Below are 23352 nucleotides of genomic sequence, written 5' to 3'. Positions count from 1 at the left end.
GGCTGTCAATGGTTTGGACACTAGCAGAAAAAATTTGACACACACACGCAGGTGGCGGATTTCCGGGCGGTTTCTGGCTGTCATGGTCGGCTGGTATACTCGCCGCCGATTTCAACCTTCTTGTGTGAGAGTCAATGGAACGCTTTATCGAAAATGCAATGTACGCCACGCGCTGGCTGCTGGCGCCGATCTACATCGGGCTGTCCCTGGGGCTGCTGGCGCTGGCATTGAAATTCTTCCAGGAAGTGTTTCATGTCATTCCCAATGTCTTCTCCATGGCCGAGTCCGAGCTGATTCTGGTGCTGCTGTCGCTGATCGACATGGCGCTGGTCGGTGGCTTGCTGGTGATGGTGATGATTTCCGGCTACGAGAACTTCGTGTCCGAGCTGAACATCGATGAAGGCAAGGAAAAGCTCAGCTGGCTGGGCACCATGGACTCCTCGTCGCTGAAGATGAAAGTGGCGGCGTCGATCGTGGCGATCTCCTCGATCCACCTGCTGCGGATCTTCATGGATGCCAAGAACGTCGATCCCGAACACCTGATGTGGTACGTGATCATTCACATGACCTTCGTGATTTCGGCGTTCGCCATGGGTTATCTGGACAAGCTCACCAAGCACTGATGCGCTGTCGATGGCTGTAACAAAACCGCCCGTCTGTTGCGAAACAGACGGGCGGTGTCGTTTGTGGCTTGTACTTTGTTCGGCCGAGGCATATCCCTGTAGGTCTCAAGGCTTGCCACCGCGTGAGGTGCGTTCATGAACCTGCAAGAACTGAATGCGTTTGCCGTCGCCAGAAAGGTCGACGAACTGAACCTGATCTCCATGGAAGGCGGAATCTATCTGCTCGAAGCCCGGATGCATGGTGCGGCGTACCCGCTGAGCGATTCGCAGGGAAAAATGCTGACACTGCGTTCGGTCGAGCATGCCCGGGATGTGCTGCATAACTTTCCGATGCTGCCGTTCAACCTGGTGCACACCTCGGTGCACGATGAAATGTGCGGTCTTGGCGCCAGTGGCGAAGAAAGCCTGAAGGTGCCGCTGGCCTGGCGGTCCGCACTGTAGGCCCCGGGGCCTGATCATTGCCGGAACATCTGTGCTAGTCTGCTCGCCCTTTTGGTTCCGGGCGCGCCGGGACGCGCTGTGTACGCACGGCGTGTTCCGAGGCCGTCCGCACAGCGGAGCAGTGTCATGTCCGAAGTAAATCTGTCCACCGACGAAACCCGCGTCAGCTACGGTATCGGCCGTCAGCTGGGTGACCAGCTGCGCGACAACCCGCCACCGGGTGTCAGCCTGGACGCCATCCTGGCCGGTCTGACCGACGCATTCGCCGGCAAGGAAAGCCGTGTAAGCCAGGAAGCCATGTCCGCCAGCTTCAAGGTGATCCGCGAGATCATGCAAGCCGAAGCCGCTGCCAAGGCTGAAGCCGCCGCTGGCGAAGGCCTGGCATTCCTGGCTGAAAACGCCAAGAAAGAAGGCATCACGACTCTGGCTTCCGGCCTGCAGTTCGAAGTGCTGACTCAAGGTGAAGGCGCCAAGCCATCCCGTGAAGACACCGTGCGTACTCACTACCACGGCACCCTGATCGACGGCACCGTGTTCGACAGCTCCTACGAGCGTGGCCAGCCGGCTGAATTCCCGGTGGGCGGCGTTATCGCCGGCTGGACCGAAGCCCTGCAACTGATGAATGCCGGCAGCAAATGGCGTCTGTACGTGCCGAGCGAACTGGCTTACGGCGCTCAAGGTGTTGGCAGCATTCCGCCGCACAGCGTTCTGGTGTTCGACGTCGAGCTGCTCGACGTTCTGTAATCCCGTTACCCTGCACAAGCGTGGCTTGTGCAGGGTTTCTCTGTCTTTCTCATACTTCGATCTTGTGGTGCAGTTCACTGGTCGGGCGCAAGGCCCGGGCATAGCAGAACAGGAACAGATTGCGCACCAGCTCCTTGAGCACCAATGGCTCGCTGGAACTCAGGCCGCTGACGTCCAGATCCCCCTGATCCTGCAACTCGTGCAGGGCTTCTTCTTCCAGTACGGCGCAGACTTCACCGGTTTCCCGATGCAGGATCCTGAGGTACGGGTGCGGGCGGTCCAGCCAGGCGTCGATCAAATAAGTCATGGGTCTCATCTCCATTGAAAGGGTTTCAATGAGAATAATTCTTATTCGTCAAATAGCAAGCGCCTATTGGCGGTTTGTGATTTTTTGCGGGTAAAGATTGCGTAAGGTCAAAACGGCTGGCGTTTGGCTATTGCGCGGATTGGCTGGGGATTGCGGGGGAGGGCGAAGCTCCATCCCACGGCGGGCGCGGGATGGAAGACAGCAGAATCAGACTTTTCTGACGAACTCGGATTTGAGTTTCATCGGGCCGATGCCGTCGATCTTGCAGTCAATGTCATGATCGCCATCGCACAGGCGGATGTTCTTGACCTTGGTGCCGACCTTGACCACCAGCGAGGTGCCCTTGACCTTCAGGTCCTTGATCACGGTGATGGTGTCGCCGTCCTGCAGGACGTTACCCACCGAATCTTTCTTCACGGCATCATCGGACGCCACTTCGGCTTCACCGCCGGCAGACCACTCGTGGGCGCACTCCGGGCACACCAGTTGGGTGCCGTCTTCGTAGGTGTATTCGGAATTGCATTTCGGGCAGGGTGGCAACGTGCTCACTAAGGCTCCTTGGAGAGGGGATCGCTAAAAGTCGCACATTGTATAGGGTTTTAACCGCTGATGGCAGGCAACAAAAAACCGCAGGCTCCAACGGAGGCTGCGGTTCTTTGATGACGCGATGCTGATCAGTGCGTGCGGGCGACCGCGAACTCGCTCAGCTCAACCAGTGCATCGCGGTATTCGCTGGCCGGCAGCGCGTCGAGGCACTTGATCGCACGGGCCACGTAATCACGGGCCAGTTGCGCGGTGTATTCCAGCGAACCGGAGGCTTCCACGGCGATACGGATGCTTTCCAGGTCTTCGATCCCGCCTTTCTGGATCGCCTGGCGTACCAGGGCGGCTTGCTCTGGCGTACCTTCACGCATGGTGTAGATCAGCGGCAGGGTCGGCTTGCCTTCGGCCAGATCATCACCGACGTTCTTGCCCAGGGTTTCTGCGTCGCCCTTGTAGTCGAGCAGGTCGTCGACCAGTTGGAACGCCACGCCCAGGTGATCACCGAAGGTGCGCAGGGCTTCGCTCTGTTCGGCGGTGGCACCGGCCAGCGCCGCGGCGCTGTGGGTCGAAGCCTCGAACAGCATCGCGGTCTTGCCGCGGATGACTTCCATGTAGGTTTCTTCGGTGGTGCTGGCGTCGCGAACCTTGGACAGCTGCAGCACTTCGCCTTCGGCGATGATGCGCGTGGCCTGGGACAGAATCTTCATTACCGGCATCGAGCCCAGTTCGACCATCATCTCGAACGAGCGCGAGTACAGGAAGTCGCCGACCAGTACGCTCGGAGCATTGCCCCACATGGCGTTGGCGGTCGAACGGCCACGGCGCATACCGGACATGTCGACCACGTCGTCATGCAGCAGGGTGGCGGTGTGCAGGAATTCGATGGTGGCGGCCAGCAGGCGCATGTCGTCGCCTTCGCGACCCAGGGCCTTGCCGCACAGCAGCACCAATAAAGGACGCAGGCGTTTGCCGCCGGCCGACGTGATGTAATCGCCGATTTTCGATACCAGCGGCACTCGGGAAGTCAGCTGCTTCTTGATGATGCCGTCGACGGCGCTAAAATCGTCCGCCACCGCGCGGTAGAAAGCTTGGGGTTGCATCAGCGACAGGTGCTCCAGAAGGGTTGCGCGGCATGCTAGGACCCGCGTCCGGGCCTGTCAAGGCGCGATGGACGGCCCCTTGCATGACTTCGAAGGCTTGCGTACAATCGCGCACCCTGAACTTCCTGGGCAGCACCTGCCTTACGCAATTGCACTTGGGCCGTTCCAGCCCCATGCAGCCATGCCAGCCAATACCTCTTCTTATAAAGAGCTGGGTGAGCAGGATTATCGGAGAAATACCATGTACGCAGTAATCGTTACCGGCGGTAAGCAATACAAGGTCGCTGAAGGTGAATACCTGAAGATCGAAAAACTGGAAGTCGCCACCGGCGAATCCGTGACTTTTGACCGCGTTCTGTTGGTCGCCAATGGCGACGACGTGAACATCGGCGCACCTGTTGTTGCTGGCGCAACCGTCAAGGCTGAAGTGATCTCCCAAGGTCGTCACGATAAAGTCCGCATCATCAAGTTCCGTCGCCGTAAGCACCACATGAAGCGTATGGGCCACCGCCAGTGGTTCACCGAGATCAAAATCACCGGTATTCAGGCTTAATTACAGCCTAATTCCTCACTAGGAGAATTGAACTCATGGCACACAAAAAAGCTGGTGGTAGTACCCGTAACGGTCGCGACTCAGAAGCCAAACGCCTTGGCGTGAAGATGTATGGCGGCCAGGTCATCAAGGCCGGCAACATCATCGTGCGTCAGCGCGGCACCCAATTCCACGCTGGCTACGGCGTTGGCATGGGTAAAGATCACACCCTCTTCGCGAAAATCGAAGGCGTGATCAAGTTTGAAGTAAAAGGCGCCTTCGGTCGTCGTTACGTGAGCGTTGTCGCAGCCTAACTGCGAGAGTGCTGGAGAAGCCCTGTCTTGCGACGGGGCTTTTTCGTTTGTGGGGTGAGTCTCTTGCAAAGCTGTTTGTATGGGCTGCCGGCGTGCGATGCAGGTCGTGGATTGGGGTCGCTGCGCTCATTTTTGCAAGAGTCTTATGTCTTGATTGTTTTTCGGCTCGTCCGTACGGCGAGAGGCGTTGGTTATGAAGTTTGTTGATGAAGTATCGATCCGCGTAAAGGCTGGTGACGGCGGCAATGGCTGCATGAGTTTCCGTCGGGAAAAATTCATTGAAAACGGCGGTCCGAACGGTGGTGATGGCGGTGACGGCGGTTCCATCTACATGATGGCCGACGAAAACCTCAACACCCTGGTGGACTACCGTTACACCCGGCACTTTGATGCTGAGCGTGGCTCCAACGGCGGCAGCACCGACTGCACCGGCAAGAAGGGTGAAGACCTGATCCTGCGCGTGCCGGTCGGCACCACCGTGATCGACTCCGCCACCCAGGAAGTCATCGGCGACCTGACCAAGGCCGGTCAGAAACTGATGGTGGTTCAAGGTGGCTGGCACGGTCTGGGTAACACTCGTTTCAAATCCAGTACCAATCGTGCGCCGCGCCAGACCACGCCGGGCAAGCCGGGCGAGCAGCGCGACCTGAAGCTGGAAATGAAAGTGCTGGCCGACGTTGGCCTGCTGGGCCTGCCGAACGCTGGTAAAAGTACCTTTATCCGTTCGGTATCGGCTGCCAAGCCGAAAGTCGCCGATTACCCGTTCACCACCCTGGTGCCGAATCTCGGTGTGGTTAGCGTTGATCGCTGGAAGAGTTTCGTCATTGCCGACATTCCGGGTCTGATCGAAGGTGCTTCCGACGGTGCTGGCCTGGGGATCCGTTTCCTCAAGCACCTGGCGCGTACTCGTCTGTTGCTGCACCTCGTGGACATGGCGCCGCTGGATGAAAGCAGTGCGCCGGACGCCGCTGAAGTGATCGTCAACGAGCTGATCAAATTCAGTCCGTCGCTGGCCGAGCGTGATCGCTGGCTGGTGCTGAACAAGTGCGACCAGATCCTCGAAGAAGAGCATGAAGCGCGGGTCAAGGAAATCGTTGATCGTCTGGAGTGGACCGGTCCGGTCTACGTGATTTCGGCCATCGCCAAAGAAGGCACCGAGCGCCTGACGCGCGACATCATGCGTTACCTGGAGGATCGTGCCGATCGCCTGGCCAATGATCCGGCCTACAAGGAAGAGCTGGCCGATCTCGATCAGCGCATCGAAGACGAAGCTCGTGCGCAGTTGCAGGCGCTGGATGACAAGCGTGCCCTGCGTCGCAGTGGCGTGAAGTCGGTCCACGATATCGGTGACGATGATTGGGACGAAGAAGATGTGGATGACGAAGACGGTCCGGAAATCATTTACGTGCGTGACTGATTCGTTGCAGTAAACTTAAGCGCCGCTCAATCGAGCGGCGTTTTAGTATCTGGAAATCGATTGTTGGTCACGAAGAATCACGAATAACGTCACGGGCAGAGCCAGGTCGCGCTGCCCTCAAGCTAAGGTTGAAGATGATGCGGAGCAAGGTGACAGGTGCGCAGCGTTGGGTCGTGAAGATCGGCAGCGCTTTGCTGACAGCGGATGGCAAAGGGCTGGATCGCGCGGCAATGGGTGTCTGGGTCGAGCAGATGGTGGCTCTGCATGAGGCTGGCGTCGAGCTGGTCCTGGTGTCCTCCGGGGCGGTGGCGGCGGGCATGAGTCGCCTGGGCTGGACCGCGCGACCCAGTGCGATGCACGAGCTCCAGGCTGCCGCTGCAATCGGTCAGATGGGCCTGGTGCAAGCCTGGGAATCGAGCTTTGCCGAGCATGGCCGGCACACCGCGCAGATTCTTCTGACTCACGACGACCTGTCCGATCGCAAGCGTTACCTGAACGCCCGCAGCACCTTGCGTGCGCTGGTCGAGCTGAAAGTCATCCCGGTGATCAACGAAAACGACACCGTGGTCACCGACGAAATCCGTTTCGGCGACAACGATACGCTCGCGGCGCTGGTGGCCAACCTGGTCGAGGCTGATCTGCTGGTGATCCTGACCGATCGCGACGGCATGTTCGACGCCGATCCGCGCAATAACCCTGACGCCCAGCTGATTTACGAAGCGCGCGCCGATGATCCGACGCTGGATGCGGTAGCGGGTGGTACCGGCGGTGCGCTGGGGCGTGGCGGTATGCAGACCAAGCTGCGCGCGGCGCGTCTGGCTGCGCGTTCCGGGGCGCACACCATCATTGTCGGCGGGCGTCTGGAGCGGGTGCTTGATCGTCTGAAGGCGGGTGAGCGCATTGGTACGTTGCTGTCGCCTGAGCGCGGCATGCTCGCGGCGCGCAAGCAGTGGCTGGCCGGGCATCTGCAAACTCGCGGCACGCTGGTGCTGGATGATGGTGCGGTCTCCGCGTTGTCCCAAGGCAACAAAAGCCTGCTGCCGGTGGGCGTCAAACTGGTTCAGGGCAGTTTCCGTCGTGGCGAAATGGTGGTTTGCGTAGCGCCGGACGGTCGTGAGATTGCCCGTGGCCTGGCCAACTACAGCGCGCTGGAGGCACAAAAAATCATCGGCCAGTCGTCGGATGCGATTGTCGGTTTGCTGGGTTACATGGCTGAGCCGGAACTGGTTCACCGTGACAACCTGATTCTGGTTTGAGGAAAACGCGATGCGCATGGCAAAAGGATTGTTGGGCTTGTTGATGGCGCTGCCGTTGCTGGCCTCGGCCGAGGAAATCGGTCAGGTGTCGACAGTGTTCAAGTTCGTCGGGCCGAACGACCGGATTGTGGTCGAGGCATTCGATGATCCGAAAGTCGAGGGTGTGACTTGCTATCTGTCGCGCGCCAAAACGGGCGGTGTGAAGGGTGGGTTGGGTCTGGCCGAGGATCGTGCCGAGGCGTCCATTGCTTGCCGTCAGGTCGGGCCGATCAACTTCAAGGGTGAATTGAAGGATGGCGAAGAGGTGTTCAAGGAGCGCACTTCGTTGGTGTTCAAGACCATGCAGGTGGTGCGCTTCCTCGACAAGAAGCGCAATACGCTGGTGTATCTGGTCTACAGCGATCGTTTGATCGAGGGTAGCCCGCAGAATGCGGTGACGGCGATCCCGATTTTGCCGTGGGCGTCGGCTCATTAATCGCGCATAAAAAAAGAGGAGCCGGTTGGCTCCTCTTTTTTGCCTGTGATTTGCTGGAGTGAGGACAAATCGCAGGCAATAAAAAACCGACCCTGAGGTCGGTTTTTTAATGATTACGTCGCTTAGGCAGCAGCTTTCAGTGCCTTGACGTGACCATTCAGACGGCTCTTATGACGAGCAGCCTTGTTCTTGTGGATGATGCCTTTATCGGCCATGCGGTCGATAACTGGCACAGCCAGAACGTATGCAGCTTGAGCTTTTTCAGCGTCTTTTGCGTCGATGGCTTTAACTACATTCTTGATGTAAGTACGAACCATGGAACGCAGGCTGGCGTTGTGGCTGCGACGCTTCTCAGCCTGTTTTGCACGTTTTTTGGCGGAAGGTGAGTTGGCCACCGTCGAGCTCCTCGAAAGACTTTTTAGGAAATAGCAAACAAAATAGGCCGCGAATCATGCCGATGAAGAGATGTCTTGTCAAGGGCGCTTGAGACGTTCCGCTAAGTGGTAGGTATAAAGAGGCGGGATATTTATTTCCGGCGCTTGACCTGTAAACTCGCGAGCTTTGGCTCTGTGCTGTTGCGGCGCGGAGTATCGCACAAGTAGGCGCATTGTTCGCCTGCTGTTTATCGACAGGCACACATTCCTTCAATGAATCTGCTCAAATCGTTGGCCGCCGTCAGCTCTATCACGATGCTTTCCCGGATTCTCGGGTTTGTTCGCGACACGCTCATTGCCCGCACCTTCGGCGCCGGAATGGCGACCGACGCCTTCTTTATCGCCTTCAAATTGCCCAATCTGCTGCGCAGGATCTTCGCCGAGGGGGCATTTTCCCAGGCTTTTGTGCCGATTCTGGCCGAATATAAAAGCCAGAAGGGCGAAGGAGCGACCCGCACCTTTATTGCTTACGTTTCCGGTCTGCTGACGCTGGTTCTGGCGCTGGTCACTGCGTTGGGCATGATCGCCGCGCCCTGGGTGATTTGGGCCACGGCACCGGGTTTCACCGATACGCCGGAAAAATTCCAGCTGACCTCCGATCTGCTGCGAGTGACCTTCCCTTATATATTGCTGATTTCCCTGTCCTCGCTGGCGGGTGCGATCCTCAATACCTGGAACCGTTTCTCGGTGCCAGCGTTCGTGCCGACCCTGCTCAACGTCAGCATGATCGTGTTTTCGCTGTTCCTGACGCCGTATTTCGATCCGCCGGTCATGGCCCTCGGTTGGGCGGTGCTGGTCGGTGGCCTCGCGCAATTGCTCTATCAACTGCCGCACTTGAAAAAGATCGGCATGCTCGTGCTTCCGCGCCTGAATCTTCGCGATACCGGTGTCTGGCGGGTGATGAAGCAGATGTTGCCGGCGATCATCGGCGTCTCGGTCAGCCAGATTTCCCTGATCATCAACACTATTTTCGCCTCGTTCCTGGTGGCGGGCTCGGTGTCCTGGATGTATTACGCCGACCGCCTGATGGAGTTGCCGTCCGGTGTACTCGGTGTGGCGCTGGGCACGATCCTGCTGCCGACACTGGCCAAGACCTACGCCAGCAAGGATCGCCACGAATACTCGCGGATTCTCGACTGGGGCCTGCGCCTGTGCTTCGTGCTGGTATTGCCATGCGCGCTGGCGTTGGGGATTCTGGCCGAGCCGTTGACGGTTTCACTGTTCCAGTACGGCCAGTTCAGCGGATTTGACGCGGAGATGACGCAGCGGGCATTGATTGCCTATTCTGTCGGTCTGCTCGGGATCATCGTGATCAAAGTGCTGGCGCCCGGCTTTTATGCGCAACAGAACATTCGCACACCGGTAAAAATCGCAATCTTCACCCTGGTGGTTACTCAGCTGTTCAACCTGGTGCTGATCGGTCCGCTGGCCCACGCCGGTCTGGCGCTGGCAATCAGCGCCGGTGCCTGCCTGAATGCCGGGTTGCTGTTCTATCAACTGCGCAAACAACAGATGTATCAACCGCAGCCGGGCTGGCTGAAGTTCGGTTTCAAGCTGTTGGTCGCGGTGGCGGTGATGTCGGTGGTGCTGTTGATAGGCATGCATTTCATGCCCGCGTGGGATCAGGGCCACATGCTTGAGCGCTTCCTGCGTCTGGGTGCATTGGTAGTTGCTGGCGTGGTCGCCTATTTCGGCATGTTGCTGCTGCTTGGTTTCCGCCTGCGCGACTTCAATCGCAAGGCCTTGAGCTGAGGTTTCACCCTTGAAAAGCGGGCGCGAGCCGGCAGTTTTGTCGGCTCGTTCACTTTGGGTTACGGTGTTGCCTGTCGTCGGCCGTCGGGTGTGGTTATAATCGGCCACTTTATGAGCAAGAAGCGCGTTATGCAGCTGGTTCGAGGCCTCCACAATCTGCGCCCCCAGCATCGGGGCTGCGTCGCCACTATTGGCAACTTTGACGGTGTTCACCGCGGTCACCAGGCCATCCTGGCCCGACTGCGTGAGCGTGCGCTCGAGTTGGGCGTACCCAGCTGCGTGGTGATTTTCGAGCCGCAGCCACGGGAATTCTTTGCCCCGGAGACCGCTCCGGCGCGTCTGGCCCGGTTGCGCGACAAGCTGCAACTGTTGGCTGCCGAAGGCGTCGACCGGGTTCTGTGCCTGGCGTTCAACCAACGCCTGAGCAAGCTCAGCGCCAGCGAGTTCGTTGATACCATCCTGGTTGATGGCCTCGGCGTGCAGCATCTGGAGGTCGGTGACGATTTCCGCTTCGGTTGCGACCGTCTCGGCGATTTCGATTTCCTGTTGCAGGCCGGGCAGGTCCACGGTTTTACCGTGGAAGCGGCGCAAACCGTCGAGCTGGACGGCATCCGCGTCAGCAGCACTCAGGTGCGCAACGCGCTGGCCGCCGCCGATTTTGCCTTGGCCGAGCGCCTGCTGGGTCGCCCGTACCGGATTGCCGGTCGCGTGCTGCACGGCCAGAAGTTGGCCCGCCAGTTGGGTACGCCCACGGCGAATATTCAACTCAAACGCCGTCGCGTGCCGTTCACCGGGGTTTACCTGGTCGACGTCGACATCGACGGCAAGACCTGGCCCGGCGTCGCCAATATCGGCGTGCGGCCCACGGTGCAAGGTGATGGCAAGGCCCACCTTGAAGTCCATCTTTTAGATTTTGCCGGCGATCTGTATGACCGGCGTTTGACGGTGGTTTTCCACCAGAAGCTGCGTGAAGAGCAGCGTTTCGCCTCCCTGGAGGCATTGAAAACGGCGATCAGCGCGGATGTCGCCGCCGCCCGTGCACTAGCCGCACCTAGCGCCCATCGCTAATGAAGAGCCTTAAATGACCGACTATAAAGCCACGCTAAACCTTCCGGACACCGCCTTCCCAATGAAGGCCGGCCTGCCACAGCGCGAACCGCAGATCCTGCAGCGCTGGGACAGTATTGGCCTGTACGGAAAGTTGCGCGAGATTGGCAAGGATCGTCCGAAGTTCGTCCTGCACGACGGCCCTCCGTACGCCAACGGTACGATTCACATCGGTCACGCACTGAACAAGATTCTCAAGGACATGATCATCCGCTCGAAGACCCTGTCGGGCTTCGACGCGCCGTATGTCCCGGGCTGGGATTGCCACGGCCTGCCGATCGAACACAAGGTTGAAGTGACTCACGGCAAGAACCTGGGCGCGGACAAGACCCGCGAACTGTGCCGTGCCTACGCCACCGAGCAGATCGAAGGGCAGAAGACCGAGTTCATCCGCCTCGGCGTGCTGGGCGACTTCGCCAATCCGTACAAGACCATGAACTTCAAGAACGAGGCCGGTGAAATCCGCGCCCTCGCCGAAATCGTCAAGGGCGGTTTCGTGTTCAAGGGCCTGAAGCCTGTCAACTGGTGCTTCGATTGCGGTTCGGCCCTGGCCGAGGCGGAAGTCGAGTACGAGAACAAAAAGTCCTCGACCATCGACGTCGCGTTCCCGATTGCTGACGAGGCCAAGCTGGCTGCTGCGTTCGGTCTGCCATCGCTGGCCAAACCTGCTGCCATCGTGATCTGGACCACCACCCCGTGGACCATCCCGGCCAACCAGGCGCTGAACGTTCACCCGGAATTCACCTACGCCCTGGTCGACATCGGCGACAAGCTGCTGGTGCTGGCTGAAGAGCTGGTCGAATCCTGCCTGACCCGTTACGGCGTCGAAGGCACTGTATTGGCGACCGCTCCGGGTTCGGCGCTGGAACTGATCAATTTCCGTCACCCGTTCTACGACCGTTTGTCGCCAGTGTACCTGGCCGACTACGTGGAGCTGGGCGCCGGCACCGGCGTGGTTCACTCCGCGCCGGCCTACGGCGTGGACGACTTCGTGACCTGCAAGAAGTACGGCATGGTCAACGACGACATCCTCAACCCGGTACAGAGCAACGGCGTCTATGTGCCGTCGCTGGAGTTCTTCGGCGGCCAGTTCATCTGGAAGGCCAACCCGGCCATCGTCGACAAGCTGACCGAAGTCGGTGCGCTGCTGCACACCACCGTCATCGAACACAGCTACATGCACTGCTGGCGTCACAAGACCCCGCTGATCTACCGCGCTACCGCGCAGTGGTTCATCGGCATGGACAAGGAGCCGGTCAGCGGCGACACCCTGCGCGTACGCTCGCTCAAAGCCATCGAAGACACCAAGTTCGTCCCGGCCTGGGGCCAGGCGCGCCTGCATTCGATGATCGCCAACCGTCCGGACTGGTGCATCTCCCGTCAGCGCAACTGGGGCGTACCGATCCCGTTCTTCCTGAACAAGGAAAGCGGCGAGCTGCACCCACGCACCGTCGAGCTGATGGAAGAAGTCGCCAAGCGCGTTGAAGTCGAAGGCATCGAAGCCTGGTTCAAACTCGACGCTGCCGAACTGCTGGGCGATGAAGCGCCGCAGTACGACAAGATCAGCGACACCCTCGACGTCTGGTTTGACTCGGGCACCACCCACTGGCACGTCCTGCGCGGTTCGCACCCGATGGGCCACGAGACCGGCCCGCGTGCCGACCTGTACCTGGAAGGTTCGGACCAGCACCGTGGCTGGTTCCACTCGTCCTTGCTGACCGGTTGCGCCATCGACAACCACGCGCCGTACCGCGAGCTGCTGACCCACGGCTTCACTGTGGACGAGTCCGGCCGCAAGATGTCCAAGTCCCTGGGCAACGTGATCGCGCCGCAGAAAGTCAACGATACTCTGGGCGCCGACATCATGCGTCTGTGGGTCGCTTCGACCGACTACTCCGGCGAAATGGCCGTGTCCGAGCAGATCCTTCAGCGCAGTGCGGACGCCTATCGTCGTATCCGTAACACCGCGCGCTTCCTGCTTTCCAACCTGACCGGTTTCAACCCGGCCACCGACCTGCTGCCGGCCGAAGACATGCTGGCGCTGGATCGCTGGGCGGTGGACCGTACCCTGCTGCTGCAACGTGAGCTGCAAGAGCACTACGGCGAATACCGTTTCTGGAACGTCTACTCGAAGATCCACAACTTCTGCGTGCAGGAGCTGGGTGGTTTCTACCTGGACATCATCAAGGATCGCCAGTACACCACCGGCGCCGACAGCAAGGCCCGTCGTTCGTGCCAGACCGCGCTGTTCCACATCTCCGAAGCGCTGGTGCGCTGGATCGCGCCGATCCTGGCCTTCACCGCCGACGAACTGTGGCAATACCTGCCGGGCGAGCGCAACGAATCGGTGATGCTCAACACCTGGTACGAAGGCCTGACCGAGTTGCCGGAAGGCTTCGAGCTGGGGCGCGAGTACTGGGATCGCATCATGGAAGTGAAGGTGGCGGTCAATAAAGAGATGGAAATCCAGCGCGCGGCCAAGGCCGTCGGTGGCAACCTGCAAGCCGAAGTGACGCTGTTCGCCGAAGACGCGCTGACCGCCGACCTGGCCAAACTGAGCAACGAGCTGCGCTTTGTCCTGATTACTTCGACTGCCACTGTTGCACCGTTCGTGCAGGCTCCGGCCGATGCTGTGGCCACCGAAGTCAGCGGCCTGAAGCTGAAGATCGTCAAATCCGCCTTCCCGAAATGTGCCCGTTGCTGGCACTGCCGCGAAGACGTTGGCGTGAACCCGGAGCATCCGGAAATCTGCGGCCGTTGCGTTGACAACATCGATGGCGCCGGCGAGGTTCGTCACTATGCCTAATGCCGTTGGCCGTTTCGGACGGCTGAGCTGGCTCTGGTTGAGCTTGCTGGTTCTGGTCGTCGACCAGGCCAGCAAGTTCTACTTCGAAGGCAAGCTCGAGATGTTCCAGCAGATCGTGATCATCCCTGATTACTTCAGCTGGACACTGGCCTACAACACCGGCGCAGCCTTCAGCTTCCTCGCGGACAGCTCGGGCTGGCAGCGCTGGCTGTTCGCCGTGATCGCGATTGCGGTCAGCGCAGTGCTGGTGGTCTGGCTCAAGCGCCTGGGCCGCAACGAAACCTGGCTGGCCATTGCGCTGGCGCTGGTGCTGGGCGGCGCACTGGGCAACCTTTATGACCGCATTGCCCTGGGCCATGTGATCGACTTCATTCTGGTGCACTGGCAGAACCGCTGGTACTTCCCGGCGTTCAACTTCGCCGACAGCGCCATTACCGTTGGTGCGGTGATGCTGGCACTGGACATGTTCAAAAGTAAAAAAACCGGAGAAGCCGTTCATGACTGAACAGGTATTGGCTGAGCAACGCATCGGCCAGAACACGGAAGTCACCTTGCACTTTGCATTGCGCCTGGAGAACGGCGACACGGTCGACAGCACCTTCGACAAGGCACCGGCGACCTTCAAGGTCGGCGACGGCAACCTGCTGCCGGGCTTCGAGGCGGCACTGTTCGGTTTCAAGGCTGGCGACAAGCGTACACTGACCGTCGAGCCGGAAAACGCCTTCGGCCAGCCGAACCCGCAAAACGTGCAGATCATTCCGCGTTCGCAGTTTGCGGACATGGAACTGTCGCCGGGTCTGCTGGTGATCTTCAACGATGCGGCCAATACTGAGCTGCCGGGTGTGGTGAAAGAGTTCGACGACGCGCAAGTGACCGTCGACTTCAACCACCCGCTGGCTGGCAAGACGCTGACCTTTGACGTGGAAATCTTCTCCGTCAAAGCGCTCTGAGTAACACAGCAGAACCCCTGTGGGAGCGGGCTCGCTCGCGAATGCTGACTGACATTCAACATAAAAGTTGTCTGACACACCGCTTTCGCGAGCAAGCCCGCTCCCACAGGGATTGCAATGATCCATTTTCTTGCGCGCAAGACACGAGGCACCGCATGCAAATCAAACTCGCCAACCCCCGTGGCTTCTGCGCCGGCGTGGACCGGGCGATCGAAATCGTCAACCGCGCCCTGGAGGTCTTCGGGCCGCCGATCTATGTGCGTCACGAAGTGGTGCACAACAAGTTTGTGGTCGAAGACCTGCGCAGTCGTGGCGCGATTTTCGTCGAGGAACTCGATCAGGTACCTGACGACGTTATCGTGATCTTCAGTGCCCACGGCGTCTCGCAAGCCGTGCGCACCGAAGCCGCCGGCCGTGGCCTGAAAGTGTTCGACGCTACCTGCCCATTGGTGACCAAGGTACACATCGAAGTCGCGAAATACAGCCGCGACGGCCGTGAATGCATCCTGATCGGCCACGCCGGTCACCCGGAAGTCGAAGGCACCATGGGCCAGTACGACGCCAGCAATGGCGGTGCGATCTACCTCGTCGAAGACGAGAAGGATGTCGCCGAGTTGCAGGTGCGCAACCCCGAAAAACTGGCCTTCGTCACCCAGACCACGCTGTCCATGGATGACACCAGCCGTGTCATCGATGCGCTGCGTACGCGTTTTCCGGCCATTGGCGGGCCGCGCAAGGACGATATCTGCTACGCCACCCAGAACCGTCAGGACGCGGTCAAGCAACTGGCCGACGAGTGCGACGTGGTGTTGGTGGTGGGCAGCCCGAACAGCTCCAACTCCAACCGCCTGCGTGAACTGGCCGAACGCATGGCCACGCCGGCCTACCTGATCGATGGCGCCGAAGACCTGCAGAAGAGCTGGTTCGACGGTGTCGAGCGTATCGGCATCACCGCCGGTGCCTCTGCCCCGGAAGTCCTGGTACGTGGCGTGATCCAGCAGTTGCAGGCCTGGGGCGCCACCGGCGCCGACGAACTGGCCGGGCGTGAGGAGAACATCACGTTCTCGATGCCTAAAGAGCTGCGCGTACGCTCGATCTGATCGCTTTATCCTTTCGGCACAGCGCCTGTTCAGCCTTTTGGCTGGCCAGGCGTACGCGACCGGTCGCCGCCAGCACCACCTGGAGCTGGCTGACCGGCTCGCGAGTCGAGCACAGATGTAACGTCCCCGCCTGAAACTTGCGGTCCGGCACCAGTGGCTGGCCCAGGCTGCTGAACCGTATGTACCGGCTCACCAGCCAGTTGCCGACAATCGGTATCCGTCCGTCACTCGCCTGCTCGATCAGCAATGGATTACCGGCATCAGCCGGCCCCTTTCCGCTGAGATCCAGAATGATCCGCCAGCCCTGGCCCCAGTCACCGTTGATGCCATGAATCACCACGCTCTGATTGCGCGTGATGGCCATGCTCCGGGCATTACGAATCCCGTCAAGCAAAGACTGCGCGGCCTGCTGCCGCCGGTTTGATTCGGTGAAGTCCGCCAGCGCCGGACTGACCAGTGACAGAACAATTGCGCCGATCGCCAGTCCCATAAGCAGTTCGACCAGACTGAAACCCTGTTGCGGCATGTGCGCCTCCTCCCTGGATTGTGCACGGCGGCGCAATCCGTGCGCCGCACGCGGTAAATCAACCGGCGCATGCCGGTCGAATGTTCTAGGTTTGTACAGGTATAGCCGACGGCAACGGAGGGCATCGATGGATCATCGTACAAAAGGTTTCACGCTGATCGAGCTGTTGGTGGCGGTCGCGGTGTTTGTGATCCTGATCACGATGGCGGTGCCGGCGTTCACCCGTTCGGTGCAGGGCAGCAAGGCCGACACCGAGGTCGGCGACCTGCAACGGGCCCTCAATTACGCCAGGCTCGAGGCAATCAACCGGGGCGTCACAACCCGCTTGCGGCCGAGCGCCGGCGGCAGTCTCTGGACCGGCGAACTGTCGGTCTACGACAGTACTGGCACTCCGGCCAATGTATTGCGGGTTGTTCCAGCGATGAGCAGCGGCGCGACTCTGACGCTACCCTCTGGAGTGACCGCGCTGGATTTCAACAATCTGGGCGGGCTGGCGGCACCGTCCACGGCGGTGGTCATCAGTTACGTGCTGGGAACGCAAAGCAGGACGCTGAACGTGTGTCTGAACGGACGAATTCAATTGGGTGGAAGTTGCGGATGAGGGCAGGGAGCAAGCACGCACAGGAGGGCATGACGCTGATCGAAGTGCTGGTCGCGTTGTTGATTCTGACGGTCGGGTTGCTGGGCGCGGCGGCGGTTCAGCTCAATGCGCTGAAGTACACCGACAGCTCGCGCATGACCAGCCAGGCGAGTTTCATCGCCTACGACATGATGGACCGGATCCGCGCCAACTCGGGCGCCGACTACACCGTCACACCGCCGACCACGGGCAACCTGAGTGTCGCCCGGGATCAGGATCTCTACGACTTCACCACCAATATCGTCAATTTCGGCGGCCCGACCGCCACCGGCAGCATCACCCTCAATCAACGCGTGTACACCATCACCATCACCTGGAGTGACGCGCGCGCCACCAATACGAGCAGTGCACCCCGCAGCTTTGTGCTGACCAGTCGCGCCGCGGTCGATCCGGTGGCCACGCCATGAAGCGCCAAAACCTGGGCTTCGGCCTGATCGAAATGCTGGTCGCCCTGGCGCTGGGTCTGATCGTGGTACTCGGTGTGGTGCAAATTTTCCTGGCGGCGAAAAACACCTACGTCAGCCAGAACAGCGCCGCCGCCATGCAGGAAGATGCGCGGTTCGTGTTGAGCAAGATGATCCAGGAGCTGCGCATGGTGGGTATGTTCGGCTGCCTGGGCACGATTACCGATTCCAGCTCGGCGGGAGATTTCAATGCGGCCCAGATCACGCCGATCAGTTGGGACAACGCCAATCTCAAACTGACCCTGGTCACCGCCGATGTCGGCAGCGCGGGCGGGACGCCGACCTGGACCGTGGTCTCCGATTGCCGCAACAGCGCCACGGCTTATACCGGTGCGCGGGTGGCGGCGACAGGACAGATTGCGTTTCCGATCCGTCGGCTGGTCTACAGCTTCAGCAACAACCAGATTCTGATGGGCACCGGCAGCGGCAACCCCGCCCAGCAGGTGCTGGTGAACAATGTCAGTGCATTCACCGTGACGTTCGGTCTGGCGAGTTCCGCGACCGATGTCGCGGCGTCCACCTACAGCGCCAATCCCGGTGACCCGGCGCGGATCCGCAGCGTGCGCCTGAGCCTGACCCTCACTGACCCGAACAACCGGGTCCGCGATCAAACCTTCAATGTGGTTGCCGCCTTGCGCAACCGCTTGCAGTGAGGGGGGGCGATGAACGTTTCTCTTCATAGGCGACGGTCCCAGGGCGGCATGGTGTTGCTGGTCAGCCTGGTATTTCTGCTGCTTCTGACGGTGATCGGCCTGTCATCGATGCAAAGCGCCAACCTGCAGGAAAAAATGGCCGGCAGCGTGAGTTTGCGCAATCAATCGTTCCAGACTGCCGAGGCAGCGTTGCGCATCGGCGAAAGCGCGGTGCAACTGGATGGCTACGCGCTGGCGGTGTGCGCCAGCCCTACCCAATGCGCGCCGCCGGCGGAGTCCTCGGTGGTCAGCGCGGCTGGGTTCAACTCCACGTCGGGCGTGACCTGGATCGCCGCCGGCAGCGGGTTCTACGGGGTGCAGAACATCGGCACGACCCTGACGGCGGTGAACGTGCCGAGCAATACTTCGGCGACGTTGTACCGGGTCACGGCCGTGGGCATCGCCGGCACTTCGCGCAGTGTGGTGGAGAGTGTCTATGCGAAGTATTGAGCGACGCTTCAAATGGCTGTCGCTGCTGCTCGGCATGCTGACCGGGCTCTATCTGGCGGCACCGGCGTATGCTTTCACGCCGTCCGATTCGCCGCTGTTGAGCGCGGCCGCCGTGCCACCGAACGTCATGTTGATGATCGACGACTCGGGCAGCATGAACAGCATCATCTACGCGACGGGTTTTGATCCGGCCGTGGATCGCACGCCGGCCCGCCAGTGCAACGCGGTCATCGGCCTGTGCCTGAGCTCGACCGCCATTACCGGCGATACGATCTTTCTTTCGAGCCTGCCGACCTCCGGCTGCTCCGGCGGTGCCTATGCGTTCTACAACAACAGCCTGACGCCGCTCTGCCTGAAGCTGCCGGATCCGGTGGGCAGCGGCAACACTCGCTATTCGGCGGATTACATTTCCTATGTGGTGGGACTTGCCATCAGCAACGGAACGCGCGATTTCACCACCGGAGCCATTCCCAACGATTACCGGATCAACGTGGCGCGCAACGTTTCCACCGCACTGGTTACCAGCAATCGCAACCTGCGCATGGGCTTGGCCACCTTCAACCCGGCCACCAGCAACAACCCCGGCAACGGCGGTTTCATTGCGCGCTCCATCAGCGACCTGTCACCGGTCAGCGGCAGCGTGACCCAGGCCCAGGCCGACACCAACTACAACGCACTGATTTCCTCGATCAACGGCCTGAGCGCAGTGGCCAACACGCCACTGGCCGAGACCTATTACGAAATCACCCGCTACATGCGCGGGATGGCGCCGTACTACAACAGCACGCCGAGCACCTACACCAGCCCGATCCAGTACCGCTGCCAGAAAAACTACGGGGTGGTCATCACCGACGGCTTGCCGACCTATGACCGCACCTTCCCGAACAACGACCCGCTGGGCGGCAGTCGCTTGCCGAACTGGGACGGCATCAACAATGACGGTGACAACCTGAACGGAGACGGCGAGGGCGATACGCTGTATCTGGACGATATCGCCAAGTTCGCCTTCGACATCGACATGCGTTCCTCCGGCACCGACGCGGCGGGCAAGAGCTGGAACGCGGTGGATTTCCCCAGGCAGAACATGAACACCTACACCGTGGGCTTCACCGCTTCCAACGACATGCTTTCGGACGCCGCCGATTACGGACAGGGCCGCTACTACCAGGCGACCGACAGCGCCGGCCTGAATGCCGCGCTGTCCTCGGCACTGAGCGATATCACCTCCAAGGCCGGCTCCGGCGGCAGCGGTGTGGCCAGTGGCACCACGCTCGCGAGCGGCACCAGTTACTTCCAGACCAGTTATGACCCCAGGGACTGGCGCGGCACGATCAAGTCCTTTGGTTTTACCTCGGCCGGGGCGGTCAACACCTCGGCGGTATTGTGGACCACCGACACGGCCATCGTGCCCGGCGCCACCTCCCCGACCTACCAGTCGTGGAACACCCTGAACAACGCGGCGGTGACGCTGGCCTACGGCAACTTCTCCCCGGCCCAGCAGACTATTCTCAGCCAGGGTTTGCCCACCGGTATCAGCGGCATCGACCTGGTCGAATGGAGCAAAGGCACCAACAAGACCGGGCTCAAAGTGCGCAGCGTATTGCTCGGGGACATCATCAACTCACCACTGGTGCTGGCTTCGCCCACGGAAAAAACCGCCTCCGATCTGGCCGGTGACACCAGCTACAGCACCTACCTGACCACCAAGGCTTCGAACATGAATGCCAGCCTGGTGGTGAACGCCAACGACGGTTTTGTCAGTGTCATCAACTCGGCCAATGGTACCCGGCGCTATGCCTACATGCCGTCCAGCGTACTGCCCTCCTTGCGCCTGATTGCCGATCCGAACTACGTCAACGGCGTCAGCCACAAGTTTCTGGTGGATGGTCAGCTCGGTGTATTCGACGCGCAATTCGGTACGGCGTGGAAAACGCTGGCCATCGGCGGCACGGGCGCCGGCGGCAAGACTTTCTACGGGCTCCAGCTGTTCGATGCCTCGGCGGGCAACGTCATCCGTGCCTTGTGGGAGGTCAGCGCGCCGGCTACTGCCAGCACTTCCAACGCATTTAATGATCTGGGTTACGCCTATGCCCGTCCGGAAGTGGCACGCTTGGCCGATGGTCGCTGGGCGGCATTCATTGCCAACGGTTACGGCAGCAACTCCGGGGTGGCGGCGCTGTATGTGCTGGATGTGCGTGACGGCTCGCTGATCAAGAAAATCGTCATCGACAGTACGGAAACCACCAACGGTTTGTCCTCGGTCAAGCTGCGGGTCAATTCGCAGAACGTGGTGCAGGCGGCGTATGGCGGTGACTTGAAGGGACGGTTGTGGAAGTTCGACCTGAGCGCCACGTCCTCCGACAGCTGGGGCGTAGCGTTTTCCGGCAAGCCGTTGTTCACCACGGCCGGCGGGGCGACTCAGCCGATCACCGCGCAACCGTTGCTGGCGGACAACGCTCTGGGCGGCAAACAGATTTTCGTCGGCACCGGCAAATTCAACGAAGCCGCCGACAAGACCAGCAAGGATTTGCAGGCGTTCTATTCGGTGTGGGACGCCGATGGCGGGTCGGGCCAGATCACGGTCAGCAGTTTGCAGGCGCAGGCGATTACCGGGGTGTTCTCCGGCAGTACCGGACAGTTCGTCACCACCAGCCAGAACGACACGACGTATCCGGCGGAGAAGGGCTGGTACCTGCCGCTGGTGTACAACAACGCATTGACCGGCGAACGGGTGATCAACCAGGCCAGTCTGGTGCTGGGACGAATCGTGTTCACCACGGCCAGTGTCGATACCACCGACCCGTGTTCCAGTTTCGGTACCGGCAAACTGATCGAACTCGATGCGTTCAGCGGTAAGATGCTCAACTACGCGGTGCTCGATACCAACGCCGATGGCGTGGTCGACAGCAACGACACGATTTCCAGCGGCGTGGTGTTCACCGGCGGTATCCCGACCCTGAACGCCATCGTCAACGGTGCATCACGCAAGGTCGTGAACGATTCCAGTGGCGGTATCACCACCCTGGTGGAAAAATCCGGCGGCGGCAGCCGTCGTATCATGTGGCGGCAAATTCAGTAAGCGAGATTTCGAGGCATGCGCAGATCCAACCGAGGTTTCACCCTGATCGAGATCATGATCGTGATTGCGATAATCGGGATCATCATCACCATTGCCGCACCGAGCTATACCGAATATCTGAAGAAGGGCCGTCGCGCCGAGGTGGTATCGCTGCTGTCGGAGCAGGCGCAGACTCTTGAGCGCTTCTACACCAGAAACAATGCTTACACGGGCGTCACCGGTCTCAGCACGGGTAATGATTTCTACACCATCACCCCGACCATCGCTGACCAGACCTTTGTGCTGACCGCGACCCGCAAGGCCGGCACCAGCATGGCCACTGACAAGTGCGGCGATTTCACCCTCACCAACACCGGTGTCAGAAGCATGAACAACGCGACCACCGGGCTGACCACCAAGGATTGCTGGGGCCGCTGAGCCGCTTTATTTCGGGCGCCTTTTGCGCCCACTGTCTTTTTTACGGTTGGATCAAACATGACCAGGCAACAGCAAGTGGTGATTGTCGGTGGCGGGGTGATTGGCCTGCTCACTGCGTACAACCTCGCCTCCGAGGTCGGCAGCGTGGTGCTGCTGGATCGTTCGAACGTCGGCCAGGAATCGTCCTGGGCCGGCGGCGGTATCGTCTCTCCGCTGTACCCGTGGCGCTACAGCCCGGCCGTCACCGCGCTGGCGCACTGGTCGCAGGATTTTTATCCACAGCTGGGCGAGCGCCTTTTTGCCGATACCGGGGTCGACCCCGAAGTGCACACCACCGGCCTGTATTGGCTGGACCTGGATGACGAAACCGAAGCGCTGGCCTGGGCCGCGCGGGAAAACCGTCCGCTGCGGGCTGTGGATATCTCGGCGGCGCATGATGCGGTGCCGGTGCTCGGTGGCGGTTTTTCCCGGGCGATCTACATGGCCGATGTGGCCAACGTGCGCAATCCGCGGCTGGTGAAGTCTTTGAAAGCGGCGTTGCAGGCGCTGCCGAACGTGACGATTCACGAGCAGTGTGAAGTCAGCGGGTTTGTCCGTGAAGGCGAGCGGGTGGTGGGCGTGCAGACCTCCACGGGTGTGATCACCGGTGATCAGGTCGTGCTGACGGCGGGCGCGTGGAGCGGAGAATTGCTCAAGACCCTGAACCTTTCCCTGCCGGTGGAGCCGGTCAAGGGCCAAATGATTCTCTACAAGTGCGCGGCGGATTTCCTGCCGAGCATGGTGCTGGCCAAGGGGCGCTACGCCATTCCCCGTCGTGACGGGCATATTCTGATCGGCAGTACGCTGGAGCACGAAGGCTTTGACAAGACCCCGACGGATAATGCGCTGGAAAGCCTCAAGGCATCGGCGGTCGAGTTGTTGCCGGCGCTGGCCGATGCTGAAGTGGTGGGGCATTGGGCCGGGCTGCGACCGGGTTCACCGGAAGGCATTCCATACATTGGCCGGGTTCCGGGGTTTGACGGTCTGTGGCTGAACTGCGGTCATTACCGCAACGGACTGGTGCTGGCGCCGGCATCCTGTCAGTTGTTTGCCGACGTGATGCTGGGGCGCGCGCCGATCATTGATCCGGCGCCGTATGCACCGGCCGGACGGATCTAGTCAGTTTTTTAGCGGTGCCTGATAA

The 23352-nt window shown here is 60.4% G+C and carries 26 protein-coding genes; 21 read left to right on the top strand and 5 right to left on the bottom strand.

The window, feature by feature from the left end:
* Positions 1–134 precede the first annotated feature (134 nt).
* The 3 genes from AWU82_RS26410 (at position 135) to AWU82_RS26400 (ending at position 1808) form a co-directional block, all read left to right on the top strand.
* Positions 135–623 (top strand): TIGR00645 family protein, encoded by a 489-nt coding sequence (locus AWU82_RS26410; RefSeq protein WP_007950967.1) that lies wholly within the window; start codon positions 135–137, stop codon positions 621–623.
* A 135-nt stretch (positions 624–758) separates the two neighbouring features.
* The gene (locus tag AWU82_RS26405) at positions 759–1064 is read left to right on the top strand and encodes a DUF6482 family protein (protein WP_064382106.1); all 306 of its coding nucleotides are present in this window, start codon (positions 759–761) and stop codon (positions 1062–1064) included.
* A 126-nt stretch (positions 1065–1190) separates the two neighbouring features.
* Entirely contained in the window at positions 1191–1808 is a 618-nt protein-coding gene (locus tag AWU82_RS26400; RefSeq protein WP_007950965.1) for an FKBP-type peptidyl-prolyl cis-trans isomerase, read from the top strand.
* Between the two features lie 49 nt (positions 1809–1857).
* Here AWU82_RS26400 and AWU82_RS26395 read toward each other — a convergent pair whose 3' ends face one another.
* The 3 genes from AWU82_RS26395 to AWU82_RS26385 all read right to left on the bottom strand — a co-directional run bounded on the left by AWU82_RS26395 (position 1858) and on the right by AWU82_RS26385 (position 3758).
* On the bottom strand, positions 1858–2115 hold the full coding sequence (locus tag AWU82_RS26395; RefSeq protein WP_039771721.1) for a PA4570 family protein: 258 nt from the start codon (positions 2113–2115) through the stop codon (positions 1858–1860).
* Positions 2116–2322: 207 nt separating this feature from the next.
* On the bottom strand, positions 2323–2664 hold the full coding sequence (locus AWU82_RS26390) for a zinc ribbon domain-containing protein YjdM (RefSeq protein WP_007950963.1): 342 nt from the start codon (positions 2662–2664) through the stop codon (positions 2323–2325).
* A gap of 125 nt (positions 2665–2789) precedes the next feature.
* The gene (locus AWU82_RS26385) at positions 2790–3758 is read right to left on the bottom strand and encodes a polyprenyl synthetase family protein (RefSeq protein WP_007950962.1); all 969 of its coding nucleotides are present in this window, start codon (positions 3756–3758) and stop codon (positions 2790–2792) included.
* 241 nt (positions 3759–3999) lie between these two features.
* On the opposite strand from AWU82_RS26385, the gene rplU reads away from it, so the two are divergent.
* The 5 genes from rplU to AWU82_RS26360 all read left to right on the top strand — a co-directional run bounded on the left by rplU (position 4000) and on the right by AWU82_RS26360 (position 7752).
* Positions 4000–4311 (top strand): 50S ribosomal protein L21, encoded by a 312-nt coding sequence (rplU, locus tag AWU82_RS26380; RefSeq protein WP_003228361.1) that lies wholly within the window; start codon positions 4000–4002, stop codon positions 4309–4311.
* A 35-nt stretch (positions 4312–4346) separates the two neighbouring features.
* Positions 4347–4604 (top strand): 50S ribosomal protein L27, encoded by a 258-nt coding sequence (gene rpmA, locus AWU82_RS26375; RefSeq protein ID WP_003228360.1) that lies wholly within the window; start codon positions 4347–4349, stop codon positions 4602–4604.
* Between the two features lie 193 nt (positions 4605–4797).
* Positions 4798–6021 (top strand): Obg family GTPase CgtA, encoded by a 1224-nt coding sequence (gene cgtA, locus AWU82_RS26370; protein WP_039771717.1) that lies wholly within the window; start codon positions 4798–4800, stop codon positions 6019–6021.
* A 137-nt stretch (positions 6022–6158) separates the two neighbouring features.
* On the top strand, positions 6159–7277 hold the full coding sequence (gene proB, locus AWU82_RS26365) for a glutamate 5-kinase (RefSeq protein WP_045121906.1): 1119 nt from the start codon (positions 6159–6161) through the stop codon (positions 7275–7277).
* A 10-nt stretch (positions 7278–7287) separates the two neighbouring features.
* Positions 7288–7752 carry a CreA family protein gene (locus AWU82_RS26360; RefSeq protein WP_007959533.1) on the top strand — a complete coding sequence of 155 codons (465 nt, stop codon included), beginning with the start codon at positions 7288–7290 and terminating at the stop codon, positions 7750–7752.
* Between the two features lie 122 nt (positions 7753–7874).
* Here the strand turns inward: AWU82_RS26360 and rpsT are convergent, their stop codons facing one another.
* Entirely contained in the window at positions 7875–8147 is a 273-nt protein-coding gene (gene rpsT, locus AWU82_RS26355; RefSeq protein ID WP_011336008.1) for a 30S ribosomal protein S20, read from the bottom strand.
* A gap of 252 nt (positions 8148–8399) precedes the next feature.
* Between rpsT and murJ the strand changes: the two genes are divergently transcribed.
* The 6 genes from murJ (at position 8400) to ispH (ending at position 15901) form a co-directional block, all read left to right on the top strand.
* Positions 8400–9938 carry a murein biosynthesis integral membrane protein MurJ gene (murJ, locus tag AWU82_RS26350; RefSeq protein WP_064382105.1) on the top strand — a complete coding sequence of 513 codons (1539 nt, stop codon included), beginning with the start codon at positions 8400–8402 and terminating at the stop codon, positions 9936–9938.
* A 129-nt stretch (positions 9939–10067) separates the two neighbouring features.
* Positions 10068–11006, top strand: a complete 939-nt coding sequence (gene ribF / locus AWU82_RS26345) for a bifunctional riboflavin kinase/FAD synthetase (protein ID WP_007959537.1) — start codon at positions 10068–10070, stop codon at positions 11004–11006.
* Between the two features lie 13 nt (positions 11007–11019).
* Complete coding sequence (gene ileS, locus AWU82_RS26340) at positions 11020–13851, top strand: isoleucine--tRNA ligase (protein WP_011336005.1); 2832 nt, start codon at positions 11020–11022, stop codon at positions 13849–13851.
* On the top strand, positions 13844–14356 hold the full coding sequence (gene lspA, locus AWU82_RS26335) for a signal peptidase II (RefSeq protein WP_064382104.1): 513 nt from the start codon (positions 13844–13846) through the stop codon (positions 14354–14356). Before ileS ends, lspA begins: the two co-directional genes overlap by 8 nt.
* Positions 14357–14363: 7 nt before the next feature.
* Positions 14364–14801 (top strand): FKBP-type peptidyl-prolyl cis-trans isomerase, encoded by a 438-nt coding sequence (fkpB, locus tag AWU82_RS26330; RefSeq protein ID WP_170928297.1) that lies wholly within the window; start codon positions 14364–14366, stop codon positions 14799–14801.
* A gap of 155 nt (positions 14802–14956) precedes the next feature.
* Positions 14957–15901 (top strand): 4-hydroxy-3-methylbut-2-enyl diphosphate reductase, encoded by a 945-nt coding sequence (ispH, locus tag AWU82_RS26325; RefSeq protein ID WP_039771704.1) that lies wholly within the window; start codon positions 14957–14959, stop codon positions 15899–15901.
* Here ispH and AWU82_RS26320 read toward each other — a convergent pair.
* Complete coding sequence (locus tag AWU82_RS26320) at positions 15873–16427, bottom strand: GspH/FimT family pseudopilin (protein ID WP_064382103.1); 555 nt, start codon at positions 16425–16427, stop codon at positions 15873–15875. The genes ispH and AWU82_RS26320 overlap by 29 nt on opposite strands.
* A 127-nt stretch (positions 16428–16554) precedes the next feature.
* Between AWU82_RS26320 and AWU82_RS26315 the strand changes: the two genes are divergently transcribed.
* From AWU82_RS26315 to thiO, 7 genes are read left to right on the top strand one after another with little or no spacing between them, the layout of a single operon-like run.
* Positions 16555–17028, top strand: a complete 474-nt coding sequence (locus tag AWU82_RS26315) for a GspH/FimT family pseudopilin (protein ID WP_064382102.1) — start codon at positions 16555–16557, stop codon at positions 17026–17028.
* Positions 17025–17474: a type IV pilus modification protein PilV gene (gene pilV, locus AWU82_RS26310; protein ID WP_064382101.1), complete on the top strand. Its 450-nt coding sequence runs from the start codon at positions 17025–17027 to the stop codon at positions 17472–17474. Before AWU82_RS26315 ends, pilV begins: the two co-directional genes overlap by 4 nt.
* Complete coding sequence (locus tag AWU82_RS26305) at positions 17471–18184, top strand: PilW family protein (RefSeq protein WP_064382100.1); 714 nt, start codon at positions 17471–17473, stop codon at positions 18182–18184. Before pilV ends, AWU82_RS26305 begins: the two co-directional genes overlap by 4 nt.
* A gap of 9 nt (positions 18185–18193) precedes the next feature.
* Positions 18194–18673 carry a pilus assembly PilX family protein gene (locus AWU82_RS26300; RefSeq protein ID WP_064382099.1) on the top strand — a complete coding sequence of 160 codons (480 nt, stop codon included), beginning with the start codon at positions 18194–18196 and terminating at the stop codon, positions 18671–18673.
* On the top strand, positions 18660–21752 hold the full coding sequence (locus AWU82_RS26295; protein ID WP_064382098.1) for a pilus assembly protein: 3093 nt from the start codon (positions 18660–18662) through the stop codon (positions 21750–21752). Before AWU82_RS26300 ends, AWU82_RS26295 begins: the two co-directional genes overlap by 14 nt.
* A gap of 15 nt (positions 21753–21767) precedes the next feature.
* Positions 21768–22169, top strand: coding sequence for a type IV pilin protein (locus AWU82_RS26290; protein ID WP_064382097.1), 402 nt, complete (start codon positions 21768–21770; stop codon positions 22167–22169).
* A gap of 57 nt (positions 22170–22226) precedes the next feature.
* Positions 22227–23327: a glycine oxidase ThiO gene (gene thiO / locus AWU82_RS26285; protein WP_064382096.1), complete on the top strand. Its 1101-nt coding sequence runs from the start codon at positions 22227–22229 to the stop codon at positions 23325–23327.
* The last annotated feature ends 25 nt before the right edge of the window (positions 23328–23352 follow it).

Source organism: Pseudomonas glycinae (assembly GCF_001594225.2).
Taxonomy (GTDB): Bacteria; Pseudomonadota; Gammaproteobacteria; order Pseudomonadales; family Pseudomonadaceae; genus Aquipseudomonas; species Aquipseudomonas glycinae.
Note: the sequence above shows the minus strand (reverse complement) of the source record. Positions and strands in the feature narration are given on the sequence as shown.